The organism is Amycolatopsis xylanica (assembly GCF_900107045.1).
In the GTDB taxonomy this organism is placed as follows: Bacteria; Actinomycetota; Actinomycetes; order Mycobacteriales; family Pseudonocardiaceae; genus Amycolatopsis; species Amycolatopsis xylanica.
Map to the genome: position 1 here is coordinate 1,500,718 of NZ_FNON01000001.1, position 13,756 is coordinate 1,514,473.

The 13,756-nt window shown below is 69.6% G+C and carries 9 protein-coding genes; 7 read left to right on the plus strand and 2 right to left on the minus strand.

Annotated features, from left to right (window positions below):
* Window positions 1-79: 79 nt before the first annotated feature.
* Genes BLV57_RS06600 through BLV57_RS06610 form a run of 3 tightly spaced genes read left to right on the plus strand, consistent with a single transcriptional unit; the run spans window position 80 to window position 3,349 of the window.
* The gene (locus BLV57_RS06600; RefSeq protein ID WP_091287923.1) at window positions 80-1,621 is read left to right on the plus strand and encodes an FAD-dependent monooxygenase; all 1,542 of its coding nucleotides are present in this window, start codon (window positions 80-82) and stop codon (window positions 1,619-1,621) included.
* On the plus strand, window positions 1,593-3,176 hold the full coding sequence (locus BLV57_RS06605) for an acyl-CoA carboxylase subunit beta (protein ID WP_425425963.1): 1,584 nt from the start codon (window positions 1,593-1,595) through the stop codon (window positions 3,174-3,176). Before BLV57_RS06600 ends, BLV57_RS06605 begins: the two co-directional genes overlap by 29 nt.
* Window positions 3,173-3,349 carry an acyl-CoA carboxylase subunit epsilon gene (locus BLV57_RS06610; RefSeq protein WP_091287605.1) on the plus strand — a complete coding sequence of 59 codons (177 nt, stop codon included), beginning with the start codon at window positions 3,173-3,175 and terminating at the stop codon, window positions 3,347-3,349. Before BLV57_RS06605 ends, BLV57_RS06610 begins: the two co-directional genes overlap by 4 nt.
* Before the next feature lie 6 nt (window positions 3,350-3,355).
* Here the strand turns inward: BLV57_RS06610 and BLV57_RS06615 are convergent, their stop codons facing one another.
* The gene (locus BLV57_RS06615; protein WP_091287606.1) at window positions 3,356-5,407 is read right to left on the minus strand and encodes a M3 family metallopeptidase; all 2,052 of its coding nucleotides are present in this window, start codon (window positions 5,405-5,407) and stop codon (window positions 3,356-3,358) included.
* A gap of 60 nt (window positions 5,408-5,467) precedes the next feature.
* Window positions 5,468-6,175, minus strand: a complete 708-nt coding sequence (locus BLV57_RS06620) for a histidine phosphatase family protein (RefSeq protein WP_091287607.1) — start codon at window positions 6,173-6,175, stop codon at window positions 5,468-5,470.
* Window positions 6,176-6,820: 645 nt separating this feature from the next.
* On the opposite strand from BLV57_RS06620, the gene BLV57_RS06625 reads away from it, so the two are divergent.
* From BLV57_RS06625 to BLV57_RS06640, 4 genes are read left to right on the plus strand one after another with little or no spacing between them, the layout of a single operon-like run.
* Window positions 6,821-8,923, plus strand: a complete 2,103-nt coding sequence (locus tag BLV57_RS06625) for an Agd3-related carbohydrate-binding protein (RefSeq protein WP_091287608.1) — start codon at window positions 6,821-6,823, stop codon at window positions 8,921-8,923.
* Between the two features lie 2 nt (window positions 8,924-8,925).
* Window positions 8,926-10,977 carry an Agd3-related carbohydrate-binding protein gene (locus BLV57_RS06630; protein ID WP_091287609.1) on the plus strand — a complete coding sequence of 684 codons (2,052 nt, stop codon included), beginning with the start codon at window positions 8,926-8,928 and terminating at the stop codon, window positions 10,975-10,977.
* The gene (gene pelF, locus BLV57_RS06635) at window positions 10,974-12,422 is read left to right on the plus strand and encodes a GT4 family glycosyltransferase PelF (RefSeq protein ID WP_091287610.1); all 1,449 of its coding nucleotides are present in this window, start codon (window positions 10,974-10,976) and stop codon (window positions 12,420-12,422) included. The genes BLV57_RS06630 and pelF overlap by 4 nt, the downstream gene beginning before the upstream one ends.
* Entirely contained in the window at window positions 12,419-13,747 is a 1,329-nt protein-coding gene (locus BLV57_RS06640) for a hypothetical protein (protein ID WP_091287611.1), read from the plus strand. The genes pelF and BLV57_RS06640 overlap by 4 nt, the downstream gene beginning before the upstream one ends.
* The last annotated feature ends 9 nt before the right edge of the window (window positions 13,748-13,756 follow it).

The window sequence follows — 13,756 nt, forward strand, 5'->3', positions numbered from 1 at the left end:
GTATCCAGATGGGCTCGAGGCGGCCGTGGTCGGCTGTCCCCCGCTGGCGGCGAGAACCGGACGGACGGGAGCGGAACCTGTGGGCTACGACGTGGTGATTGCGGGTGCCGGGCCGACCGGCCTGATGCTCGCCGGTGAACTGAGCCTGGCCGGCGCCTCCGTGCTGGTGCTCGAGGAACGCGACGGCGCCGAGCGCGCGATCATGACCGGGGCGATGGGCGCCAGGTCGGTCAACGCGCCGACCGCGCACGCGTTCCACTGGCGCGGCCTGCTGCCCGCGGTGCGCGAGGCCGCGATCTGGTGGTACGACCCCGAATCGGCGGGTCCCGGCTCGCCGGACGAGGCGAAACCCCGGTTCGTCGGCCACTTCTCCGGCATCGTCATCCGCTACGACCGGCTCGACTTCGGCCATCCGGACTTCGCGGCCCACCGGCTCGGCGCGGGCGTGATCAGCCAGTCCGCGCTCGAGACGGTGCTCGCCGAGCGGGCCACCGCGCTCGGCGCCGAGGTGCGCTGGGGCCGCGGGCTGACCGGCTTCACCGCGTCCGCGGACGGCGTGACCGTCGAGGCGGGCGGCGAGACGATCCGGGCAGGCTGGCTCGCCGGGTGCGACGGCGGGCGCAGCCGGGTACGCAAGCTCGCCGGCTTCGCCTTCCCTGGCGCGGGCCCGGAGTTCACCGGTATCCAGGCCATGGTCGAGTTCGACGGCCCCGGTGCTCCCCCGGTCGGCGAATGGACGCCGACGCCCGCTGGCGCGTACGTCCACGGCCCGGTGCACGGGCGCCTGCACACCGTCGAATACGGCAGGACGGCCGACCGTGACCGGCCGGTCACCGCCGCCGAGATCGAGGACAGCCTGCGCCGGGTCGCCGGGATCGAGGTGAAGATCGGCGCCGTCCCGGTCGCCACCCGCTACACCGACACCGCCCGGCAGGCGACGGAGTACCGCCGGGGCCGGGTGCTGCTGGCGGGCGACGCCGCACACGTCCATTCGCCGTTCGGCGGCCAGGGCATGAATCTCGGCCTCGCCGACGCGATGAACCTCGGCTGGAAGCTGGCCGCGGCGGTGCGCGGCGACGGACCACCCGGCCTGCTGGACACCTACACCGCCGAGCGCCACCCGGTCGGTGACTGGGTGCAGCGGTGGACACTCGCCCAGACCGCGCTCGGCCGCACGGATCCGGCGTCGCGGGCGCTGCGCGAGATCGTCACCGACTTCCTCGATACCGGGCCCGCCGCCACGTACGTGACGACGCGCATCTCCGGCGCGTGGCAGCACTACGACCTGCCTGGCGAGCATCCGCTGACCGGACGGATGGCGCCCGACGTCGAGCTGGCCGATGGCACGAGACTGGCCGAGCACGCCCACGACGGCCGTTTTCTCTTGCTCACCGACGAAAACTCAGCTCAGCCCGCCGCGCACTCCCGGCTGACCGTCGTCACCGCCAGGCCGCCGGGAGTGCCTGCCTTACTGGTCCGCCCGGACGGCTACGTCGCGTGGGCGGCGGACACGGCGGACGGCGCCGACGGCGCGGTGGCGGCCGTCCTCGGTCCGTCCTCGAGCGAGCGCGCGTTTGCTGGCGGGCGTGACGATCATCGACCAGCCAGGCCCCGCGGGTAGCCCTCCCGATCTGCGCGGGTACGCCGAGGAGCTCACCGCGGCCCGCGCCGAGGTGCTCGCCGGGCCGTCGGCGCGGGCGACGCGGCTGCAGGCCGAGCGGGGCAAGCTCACCGCGCGCGCCCGGCTGGACCTGTTGTTCGATCCGGGTTCCTTCCGGGAGATCGAAGGCTTCCGGCGGCATCGGGCGACCGGGTTCGGCCTCGAGGACCGCCGCCCGTGGACGGACGGGGTGCTCACCGGCTGGGGCACCGTGTTCGGCCGCACGGTGTTCGCCTACGCGCACGACTTCCGCGTCTTCGGCGGCTCGCTCGGTGAGGCGCACGCGCAGAAGATCCACAAGGTGATGGACCTCGCCGAATCGGCCGGCGCGCCGCTCGTGTCCCTTTCGGACGGTGCGGGCGCGCGGATCCAGGAAGGGGTGACCGCGCTCGCGGGCTACGGCGGTATCTTCCGGCGCAACGTCCGGTGTTCCGGCGTGATCCCGCAGATCTCGGTCATGCTCGGCCCGTGCGCGGGCGGCGCGACGTACTCGCCCGCGTTGACCGACTTCGTGTTCATGGTCCGCGGCATCGCGCAGATGTACATCACCGGCCCGGATGTGGTCCGCAGCGTCACCGGCGAGGAGATCACCCACGACCAGCTCGGCGGCGCCGACGTGCACGGCACGGTCTCCGGCGCCGCAGGTTTCGTGTACGACACCGAAGAGGACTGTCTTGCCGACGTCCGGCATCTGCTGTCGATGCTCCCGTCGAACAACCGCGAGCTGCCGCCGCCCGCCCCGGCCACCGACAGCCGGGCCCGCCGGTGCGAGCCGCTGCTCGACCTCGTGCCCGCCGATCCCAACCAGGCCTACGACATGCGCGCGGTCATCGAGGAGATCATCGACGACGGCGACCTGTTCGAGGTCCACGCCTCCTGGGCCACCAACATCATCTGCGGCCTCGCCCGCCTCGACGGTCACGTCGTCGGCATCGTCGCCAACCAGCCCGCCTCCTACGCGGGCGTCCTCGACATCCATACCTCCGAAAAAGCCGCGCGGTTCGTCTCGATGTGCGACTCCTTCAACATCCCGCTGATCACCATGGTCGACGTTCCCGGCTTCCTGCCGGGCAAAGACCAGGAACACGGCGGCATCATCCGCCACGGCGCCAAACTGCTCTACGCCTACTGCAACGCCACCGTCCCGCGCATCCAGCTCATCGTGCGCAAGGCGTACGGCGGCGCGTACATCGTCATGGACTCCCGCTCCATCGGGGCCGATCTCTCCTTTGCCTGGCCCACCAACGAAATCGCCGTCATGGGCGCCGAGGGCGCGGCCAACGTCGTCTTCCGCCGCGAGATCGCCGCCGCCGAAGACCCCGAAGCCGCCCGCGAGCATTGGATCAAGGAGTACCGCAGCCAGCTCGTCCACCCGCTGTACGCCGCGGAGCGCGGACTGGTCGACGACGTCATCGACCCCGCCGACACCCGGGCCGTCCTCATCGCCTCACTCGAGATGCTCCGCGCCAAGCACGCCAGCCTGCCCGGCCGCAAGCACGGGAACCCGCCCGCGTGACCGCGTTCGGGTTCACCGTGCTGCGCGGCAGGCCGGACGACGAGGAACTCGCCGCCCTGACGGTCGCGCTGCGCCTGCTCGCGGAGAAGCCGCGCACCGAGGCCGTCCAGCCCGACCCCCGGCCCGGCTGGACCCGCCCGGCCTACGAGCCTCCCGGCGCCTGGTCCCGCTGACCTGGCTCAGGCGCCGGTGAGACCGCGGCGCTTGAGCAGTGGCTCGATCTCCGGGTCGCGGCCGCGGAAGTTGCGGAACGCGACCATCGGGTCGACGCTGCCGCCGCGCCCGAGCAGCTCGCGGCGGAAGTGGTCGCCGTTGTCGCGGGTGAGGCCGCCGTTCTCCTTGAACCACTCGACGGTGTCCGCGTCGAGCACCTCGCTCCAGATGTAGGAGTAGTACCCGGCCGCGTAGCCGCCCGAGAAGATGTGCGCGAAGTACGTGCTGCGGTAGCGCGGCGGCACGCTTCCCAGCGCGACGCCCGCCTTCTCCAGCGCGGCGGCTTCGAAGCGCTGGACGTCCTCGACGTGGTCGTCGACGCCCAGTCCGTGCCAGGCCTGGTCGAGCAGGGAGGCCGCGAGGTACTCGGTCGTCGAGAAGCCCTCGCCGTACAGCTGGGACGCGAGGAGCTTGTCCACCAGCGACTGGGGCAGCGGCTCGCCGGTCTCGTGGTGGCGGGCGTAGTTGGCGAGCACCTCGGGCCAGAGCATCCACATCTCGTTGACCTGCGAGGGGTACTCGACGAAGTCACGCGGGACGTTGGTGCCGGAGAAGGTCGGGTAGCGCACGTCCGAGACCAGCGCGTGCAGCGCGTGGCCGAACTCGTGGAACGCCGTGTTCACCTCGTCGAAGGTGAGCAGCGTCGGCTCGCCCTCCGGCGGGCGGGCGATGTTGAGGTTGTTGACGACCACGCACTGGGTGCCGAAGAGCTCGCTCTGGTCGACGAAGGTGTTCATCCAGGCGCCGCCGCGCTTGGAGTCGCGGGTGTAGTAGTCGCCGAGGAACAGGCCGAGCCCGGTGCCGTCGGCGTCGAAGACCTCGAAGACGCGGACCTCCGGGTGGTACTTCGGCAGGTCGTGGCGCTCGGAGAAGGACAGGCCGTACAGCTTGCCCGCGGCGTGGAAGATGCCGTCGACGAGGACGCGGTTCAGCTCGAAGTACGGGCGCAGCGCGGCGGCGTCGACGTCGAAGCGGTCGCGGCGGACCCGTTCGGCGTAGAACGGCCAGTCCCACGGCTCCAGCGAGGCGCCGGGGACGTCTTCGGCGAGGTAGCGCTCCAGCTCCTCCGCTTCGACCTTCGCGTTGGCGACCGCGGCGGGCGCGAGGCGCTCCAGCAGGCCGGTCGCCGCTTCGGCCGTCCGTGCGGTCTCGTCGGAGATCACGTACGCCGCGTGGTGCGGGTGGCCGAGCAGCGCCGCCCGCTCGGCGCGCAGTGCGGCCATGCGGGCGAGGGTCGCCTTGTTGTCGTAGGCATTTTCACCGTTACCGCGGGCGATGGAGGCGTGGTAAAGGCGCTCACGCAGTGCGCGATTTTCCAACGAGGCCAATGCGGGCTGGCCGGTCGGGAGAACGAGGTTGAGAACGTACTTGCCCGGCAGTTCGCGGGCACTCGCTGCTTCCCTGGCGGCCGCGATCGTGTCCGCGGAAAGGCCCGAAAGTTCTGCGACGTCGTCGACGACGACGGCCAATTCGTTCGTGTCTTTGAGAAGGTTCTGCTGGAATTTGGTGCTGAGAGTGGACAATTCACCATTCAGCTCGCGCAACCGTTGCTGGTCACCCTCGGGTAAACCGGCTCCCGCCCGGCGGAAATCGGTGTGGATCCTTTCCAACAGCCAATCGGACTCGTCATCGAGTCCCAGCTCGGCACGCCGGGAGAAAAGATCGGACACCCTGGCGAACAATTTCTCATTCAGGTGTATGGCATCGTGGTGCGCCGCCAGCCGGGGCGCGATGTCGGCCTGGATCCCCTGGATGGTGTCGTTGCTGTCGGAGCCAGCCAGGTTGTAGAAGACGGAGATGACCCTGGACAGCAGCCGACCGCAGCGCTCCAGCTCGACGATCGTGTTTTCGAAGGTCGGAGGCTCGGGGTTGCCCGCGATGGCGTCGATCTCGGCGGTCTGCTCGGCCAGCCCGGCTTCGAACGCGGGCAGGTAGTGCTCGTCGGCGATCCGGTCGAACGGCGGCAGGGCGTACGGGAGCCCGCTCGGTGCCGCGAACGGGTTGTCCTGCGAAATCATCGGATCTCCAGCTCAGGTCGGCTCAGTGTCATCTCACTCAGTGGTGCGTCTTGGCGCACTTTAACGTCCGGTCGTCCCACCCACGACGGCATCACTCGAAGCCTTCCGCTTCCGGCCGCGCGACGGCTTGGGCTTCGGCGGCACGACACCGGCCAGGTCACCGCCGTTGTCGTTCATCCGGAGCACGAAAGGCCTGGTCTCGGTGTACCGGACGACCGAGATGGACGCCGGGTCGACGACGATCCGCTGGAAGGCGTCGAGGTGCTGCCCGAGCGCGTCGGCGAGGATGGCTTTGAGCACGTCACCGTGGCTGCACAGCAGCCAGACGGCCTCGTCGCCGTGCTCGGCGGTGATGCGCGCGTCGTGCTCGCGCACGGCGGTGACCGCCCTGGCCTGCATGGCCGCCAGCCCCTCCCCGCCGGGGAACACCGCGGCCGACGGGTGCGCCTGCACGACCCGCCACAGCGGCTCACCGAACAGCGTCTTCAGCTCCCGGCCGGTCCACTCGCCGTAGTCCACTTCGGACAGTCGGGGTTCGACGAGTTTGCCCAGGCCACGCGCGGTCGCCAGCGGGCCGACGGTCTGCTTGCAGCGCAGCATCGGGGACACCACGAGCTCGGCGAGCGGGACTTCCGCGAGCCGCTCGACCAGCCGCTCGGCCTGCGCCTTGCCGGTCTCGTCGAGGTTGACCTTCGGCGAGCGCCCGGCCAGCACACCGGAGCCGTTGGCGGTGGACTTGCCGTGCCGCAGCAGGATGACGGTACTCACCGGGCCCACCTTACGTGTCCATGATCGCCGTGGCGGCGCGAAAACGTTCGATCACGGAGGGTAAACGGTTTCCCGGGTGGAGGGATCACCAACCGAAGGCCGTGAAAATGGTCCAGTCCACCTACGCCAGATGGCGCACTCGGACGGCCGCGCCGACCTGCGGTAAAGCCCTTTCCGACGCTTGATCCACATCGAACACAAGAAAGCGCTATCCCACTCAGCGGAATCCATTCTTTAATGGAGAAGTGAGCGACCACTAACCTGACAATGAATGAAACAAGAAAAGAATGATTACGGAGCGGATCGTTCGGGCCCGCACTATCTGTCGGACTGCCAACGACACTCAGCGTTCCTGCGGGTAGAAATACCGGTACCCCAAGGAAACCGGGCATCAGATCATCTCTCGGTCTGCGTGTTATAGGCCGATCGGGCGGTCCACTACTCCATCAGAGAGCAATTCAAGAAATTGCCGGTAACGGTGTAACGCATCCGGCGCCGAGTCCGACCCACTAGTTGCTGTCGCTCCTGCTTCGCCAACTTCGGGTAGGCCACCCACGCTTCACTCACCATTCCCCGTCACGCGAGCCGACGGGGCCGGACCTCCCCTGCCCACATCATCCTACGTCCGAGGGGAAAAAACGGACTATGACAAAGTCGCCCTCCAGTGGCAGAAAGACCGCAACGCTGCTGCTCACCCTGCTGCTCACCTCGGCGGGGGCACTGGTCCCATCCGCCGCGAGCGCGAGTGAGCACCCGCGCCACGGCCTCATCCGCGGTGAGGTCGCCCGCCCGGCCCCGCCGCCCGCGGCGCCGCTACCGGTGCGGGACGGTCCCGTCGGCGGGGCCGTCCCGCGTGCGGCGCAGGTGCTGGCCACCGACCAGGTCGCGCTGCGCCCGCTGGTGATCGCGCTCGACAGCGCGGACTTCGGGCTGCCCACCTGGAAGGCCGTGCTCAACCGGGCAGGCTCGCCGTACGACGTGCTGTACGCGAAGTCGGACCCGCTGACCGCCGCGAAGCTCGTCCGCGGTGACGGGGCCGGCAAGTACAACGCCATCCTGCTCACCGACAACGCGCTGCTCTACCAGGACGGCAGCGGCAACTACATCTCCGGCCTCGACCCGGCCGAGTGGAACACGCTCTGGGACTACGAGCGCACCTTCAAGGTCCGCCAGGTCTCCCTCTACACCTCGTGGGGCAGCTTCCCCGAGGACTACTGCCTGCGCCCCGGCATCGAAGGCAGCGTCGGCGCGTCGATCCAGTCCGCGCTGACCACCGACGGCGTCAAGTTCTTCAGCGATCTCAATCCCAGCAGCCAGATCCCGATCTCGTACTCCTACGTCTACCGCTCGAAGCTCGCCGCGGGCTGCAACGCCCAGCCGCTGCTGACCTCCGGCGGCTACGTGCTCGGCGTGACCAGCCCGTCGGCCGACGGCCGCGAGCGCGCCGCGCTGACGTTCTCCTCCAACGAGTACCTGATGCAGACCGACCTGCTCGGCTACGGCCTGCTGCGCTGGGCCACCCGCGGCGTGCTGACCGGCGAGTTCCGGCACTGGCTGACCGCGGACGTCGACGACTGGTTCAACTACAACGACCACCGCTACCCCGACGGTCACGTCGAGACCGACCCCGGCTTCCGGCTCACCGGCCCCGAGGCGGCCGCCGCCAACGGCCAGCAGATCGCGCTGCGCTCGCTGTACCCGCTCGCGGCCAACTTCACGCTGAACCTGCCGTACAACGGTGACGGGATCGTCGCGGGCGCGCTCCCGCTGTGCACCTCGTTGCTCTCCCCCGACCCGCTGACCAGCTTCTCCAAGTGCCTGGCGAACAACTTCCGCTGGATCAACCACACGCTGACCCACCCGGACCTCAACACCACGACCTACGCGGTGAACAAGGCCGAGATCGCCGACAACCTCACGGTGGGCAGGCAGAACGGGTTCACCGTGCCGACCGAGGTGCTCAAGACCCCGGCGTACTCCGGGCTCGGTGTCTACAACCCCGACCCGAACGCCCCGGACACCGACCCGCCGACCGACTTCGGGCTCGCCGCGTCCAACCGGAACATGCTGACCGCCGCCAAGGATCTCGGCGTGAAGTACCTGCACGGCAACATGTCCTTCGCCAGCCACCGGCCTAGCTGCTTCAACTGCGGGATCAACCACCCGCTCGAGCCGAGCCTGATGATCGTGCCCGACTGGCCGACCAACATCGGCTACCAGGCGACCACGGCCGACGAGGAGACCTCGCTCTACAACAGCCTTTACGGCCCCAACGGCCGGTTCCCCTACTACGACCACGACCTGAACTACACCGAGGTGATCGGCTACGAGTCGGACGTGACGCTGCAGCACGTGATGAGCGGCTCGGCGTACACGCACACCCTGCACGAAGGGAACCTGCACCAGTACAACTCCAGCCAGAGCCTCACGTTCGACCTGCTGCGGGCGACCGTCCAGAAGTACAGCTCGCACTACCAGGTCCCGCTGAAGAACCCGGACTGGCCGGCGCTGGCCGCGTACGTCAAGGCCCGCACCGCGCACTTCGCCGAGTTCGCCGCCGGTCAGGATCCGGTGTGGAACAAGACGACCAACACCGTCAGCTACACCCCGACGAAGACCGGTTCGGTGTTCCTCACCGGCGTCACCGGCGCATCGGCCTCCAGTGAGCGCTACGGCGCGGAGAACATCGCGCAGTTCAACACGGTGGCGGGCACCCGGTTCACGGCGACCGCGACGCCGCGCCCGTGAAGATGGCACGCAGGCTTCAAGGTCCGGCGCTGGTCGTCGCCGCGCTCACCCTGGTCGGGGTGACGCTGGCGAGCCCGAACAGCGCCGGGCCGGTCCCGGGCGGTGAGCCTGTGGCGGCATCCGTGCCGCCACAGGCGCCCGCCGCCCGCAAGAGCCGGGTCCCGGTGCGGGTGTCCGCGCCGGGCGGCCCCGGCGACCGGATCGCGTTGCGCCAGCTGGTGATCGCCACCGGCGAGGACGATTTCGGCCTCGCCACCTGGAAGTCGGTGCTGGACTCACTCGGTTCGCCGTACGACGTCCTGCTCGCCGACCGCGAGCGGCTCGACCCGGCGAAGCTGGCCGGGCCTGACGGTATCGGGCGGTACAACGCGATCCTGTTGACCGACAACGCGCTGCTCAAGGCGCGGGGCGGCGGGAAGTACACCTCGGTGTTCGACGACGCGCAGTGGCAGGTGCTCGCGGACTACGAGCGTGCGCACCGCGTGCGCCAGGTCGCGCTCAACGCCGCCCCCGGCGCCGGTCCCGACGAATATTGCCTGCGTGCCAAGGGCGAGACCGATATCGGCAAGAACCCCGCCCAGCTCACGCTCACGCCGTCCGGCGCGAAGCTGCTGGACTACCTCGCGCCGGATGTCCGCATCCCGCTCACCCAGTCCTATCTGTACGAGACCGACCTCAAGCCTGGTTGCTCCGCTGAGCCACTGCTGTCCTTTGAGGACTCGGTGGCCGGCGTGGTGGCCAAGTCGCCCGACGGGCGCGAGCGCGCCGCGCTGACCTTCTCGACCGGCCCGGACGCACTGTCCACTGTGCTGCTCGGCTACGGGCTGGTCCGCTGGGCCACGCACGGCGTCATGGTCGGTGAGCAGCGGCATTGGTTCACCGTGGACGTCGACGACTGGTTCAACGTCACCATGCGCCTGCAGCCGGACGGCACCCGCGCGGTGTTCCGGCTCGACGGGCCGGAGGCCGCCACGATCAGCGCGCAGCAGAAAGAGCTGCGCGGCAAGTATCCGCTGGCGGACGGGTTCACGCTCAACCTGCCGTACAACGCGGGCCGGTTCCAGAACTGGGTGCCCGCGGCGTGTTCGGCCAACGGTGACGAGGACTCGCTCAGCCGCTACTCGCGCTGCCTGGCCGGCGAGTTTCGGTGGATCAACCACACGCTCACCCACCCCGAGATGAACGACACCTCCTACGACGTGAGCCGCAAGGAGATCGCCGACAACCTCCGGCTCGGCACCGCGGGCGGGCTGGCCGTGCCCGGCGAGATCCTCAAGACCCCTGAGTACTCGGGACTCGGCGTGTACAACCCCGACCGGGAGTCCACCGAGCCGCCGACCGACTTCGGGCTGGCCAAGTCGAACCAGGCGATGCTCGACGCCGCGCGCGACCTGGGCGTGAAGTTCCTGCAGGGCAACATGTCCTTCGCCGGGCATCGGCCGGGCTGCTTCAACTGCGGCATCCACCATCCACTGCGGCCGGAGCTGCTGGTGGTCCCCGACTGGCCGACGAACATCGCCTTCGAGGCGACCACCCCGGAAGAACAGTCCACTTTGTACAACGCCGAGTACAAGCAGGGCCTGGACTACACCGCGGTCATCAACGCCGAAGCCGACGTCTCGCTGCGACACCTGATGAACGGCTCGGCCTACGCGCACACCCTGCACCAGGGCAACCTGCACATCTACCAGCCCGGCCGCAGCGTCGCGTTCGACTGGATCACGGCCACGGTGGACAAGTACGCGAAGCTCTACCGCGTCCCGCTGAAGACACCGGACTGGACCACTCTCGCGCACTACACGCGCGACCGGACGGCGCACTTCACCGAGCTGGCCGCGCGCCACGACGCGATCTGGGACCGGACGCACAACACCGTCAGCTACACCCCGGACGGCGTCACCGCGTTGTTCGTCACCGGACTGGAAACCCGCGAGGCGACCGACGCCGACCAGGCGCAGCCGGACGAGGGCGAGCAGTACGGGTCCGACTCGGTGTCCAGGTTGGACCTGACCGCAGGCAACACCGTCGTAGTGAAGGCGAGCCCCCGGACATGACCGAGCTGGTGGACCTCGAGCCCGGCCGGAAGACGGCCACCCGGCCGCTGCGGATCGCACTCGTCTCCGAAGGCGCCTATCCGTTCCAGCCGGGCGGGGTGAGTCTCTGGTGTGATCAGCTGGTCAGAGGCATGCCGGAGCACTCCTTCCTCGCGGTCGCGCTGACCGTCGACGGCGCGGAGAAGCCGACCTGGGAGTCCCCCGGCAACCTCGTGGAGATCGTCAACCTGCCGCTGTGGGGACGGCGGCGCCGGCCGTTCCGCCGTCAGCCCGCCGACTTCGCCGAGGTGCACAAGGCGTTCCTGCGGTCATTCATCCCGCATGGCTCCTCGAGTGCCGGTGAGCTGCTTTTCGCGCTGCGCAAGCTTTTCGAACTCGCGCAGACGTCCAATGTGGCCGCCGCGCTGCTGTCCAACGCGTCGGTCGAGCGGCTGAGCGAGAGCTACCGGCAGGCGTTCGGCGAACGGCTCCCCCTGCGCGAGGCCACCACGGCGACGCGGCTGTTCGAGCACATGCTCCGCCCGCTCAGCGCGCCGCCGATCGTGGCCGACGTCGTCCACCTCGCGATGAACGGGCTCAGCGCGCTGGTCGGGATGACCGCGAAATGGGCGTACGGCACGCCGATGCTGATGTCCGAGCACGGTGTCTACCTGCGTGAGCGCTATCTCGGCATGGCCAAGGACGACACACCGCCCCGGCTCAAAACGATGCTGCTCGCGTTCCACCGCGCGCTCGCCGAGGCCGCCTACCTCAGCTGCGACGCGCTGGCCCCGCATTCGAGCTACAACCGGCGCTGGCAGCTGCGTGGCGGCGCCGAGGAGTCGCGCATCCACACCATGTACAACGGGATCGATCCCGCCGACTTCCCCGAGGCCGAGACCGAACCCGACGAGCCGACCATCGTGTTCGTCGGCCGGATCGACCCGCTCAAGGACCTCCACACGCTGATCAGGGCGTTCCGCATCGTGCGGGACGAACTGCCCGGCGCCCGGCTGCGGATGTTCGGCCCGGTCACCGAGAACAACCGCGACTACCACGCGGGCTGCCGGCAGCTGGTCGACGACCTCGGGCTGACCGGGGCCGCGGTGTTCGAAGGCCGGGTGCCCAACCAGTCCGACGCCTACCAGGCCGGGCACATCGTCGCGCTGACCAGCATCTCCGAGGGGTTCCCGTTCACCGTCGTCGAATCGATGTCCACCGGCCGCGCGCAGGTGTGCACGAACGTCGGCGGGGTGTCCGAGGCCGTGGGGGACGCCGGCTTCGTGGTCGCGCCGCGAGACCACGAAGCCGTCGCCCGCGCCTGCCTCAAGCTGCTGACCGACGACGACCTGCGCCGTGGGCTCGGCCGCGTGGCCCGGCAACGGGTGCTGCAGAACTTCACGTTGCAACGCTGGAACGACCGCTACCGCGCGATGTACCGCGAGCTCACCGGAGGTCACGAGTGAGTCTGGACGAGCTGACCACGCGGGTGGCCGGGATCCTGCCGCACCCGGTCGACGAGCTGCAGGTCGCCGCGCTGCTGGAAAGCCAGGGCCTGACCGATCAGGGCGCCGCCGACGACTACGGGATGGCCGACGTGTTCGCCGTCGCCGTGCTCGTCTTCGACCGGCTGCGGGACCGGCCCGCGCCCGCGCCCGCGCCGGAAGAGCCGCCGGAGACACGCAACTGGACCGAGATCGTGCGCGGCCCGCTGTACGCGCTGCCCGCCATGGTCTATCCGGCGGTGTCGATGGCCATGGACGAGACGCGGATCGTGCCCGCGATGGTGTTCACCACCGCCCTCGGCTGGATCTGGGGCGCCGGCACGAGCTGGGTGGCGTACCGCCTGCTCGGGCAGGGGCTGGAGAAAGCCGCGGGCAAGGCGCAGCGGGTGCTCGGCGGGGTCGGGCTGGTGCTCGTCCTGGTCGGGTCGATGCTGCTCACGCCCGGTTGGCTGGTGCTGTTCGCGGTCGTGCAGATGATCTTCCAGCTCGCGGTCGGCACGCTGGTGTTCTATCGCGACGAGAACCGGCTGGCGATCGCGATGACGCCCGCGTGCGTCGCCGGGATCGCGCATCTGATGTCCGGCTACGACGAGGGCCTGACCATCCCGACGCTGGTCTGCGCGGTGGTTTCGGTGCTGCTGGCCGGTTTCGCGGCGCTGCGCGCCACGTTCACCGGCACCGGCGCGCTGCGAATGCCGCGCTGGCGGCCGCTCGCGATCGGCGCGGCGCCGAGCATGGTCTACGCCGCGCTGTGCGCCGGGCTGCTGCTGTACACCGACACGCGGTACGTCGTCGCGCGGATCGATCTCGCGGTCGGTGTGGCGCCGCTCGTGCTCGGCATGGGCGCGGTCGAATGGCGGGCACACCGGTTCTTCGAGCAGGCGGGTGAGCTGGTCCGCGGCTCGATCCTGCCCGCGCAGTTCGGCCGCGAGGTCTGGCGCGTGCTGCTGCGTGAGCTCGGCGCGTGCCTGATCCTGCTGGCGTTGTGCGGGTTGCCGGTGCTGGCGCTGCTGGCGTATCACGGCGTGCTCTCGCGCAGCGGCGCGCTGCTGATCGACGGTCACCTGATGCTCGGCGGCGCGTTCTTCCTCGGGTTCGTGCTCGCCAGGGTCTCGGTTCCCGCGCTGCTCGCGGTGTGGGGCGGGGTGTTGTTCGTCTACATAGGACTCGCCGAGGTTCTGAACGGCGGCCATGTGCCGCTGCTGCTGGTGAGTGCCACCGGGTTGGTGGCACTGATGCTCATGGCGCTCCGGACGAGCGTCGGGCAGGTACGTCATTACGGCTGACTAAGGAGG

Coding starts and splice junctions, on each gene's coding strand:
- BLV57_RS06615 (WP_091287606.1), bottom strand. CDS start 5,407: ATGATTTCGCAGGACAACCCGTTCGCGGCACCGAGCGGGCTCCCGTAC.
- BLV57_RS06625 (WP_091287608.1), top strand. CDS start 6,821: ATGACAAAGTCGCCCTCCAGTGGCAGAAAGACCGCAACGCTGCTGCTC.
- BLV57_RS06630 (WP_091287609.1), top strand. CDS start 8,926: ATGGCACGCAGGCTTCAAGGTCCGGCGCTGGTCGTCGCCGCGCTCACC.
- pelF (WP_091287610.1), top strand. CDS start 10,974: ATGACCGAGCTGGTGGACCTCGAGCCCGGCCGGAAGACGGCCACCCGG.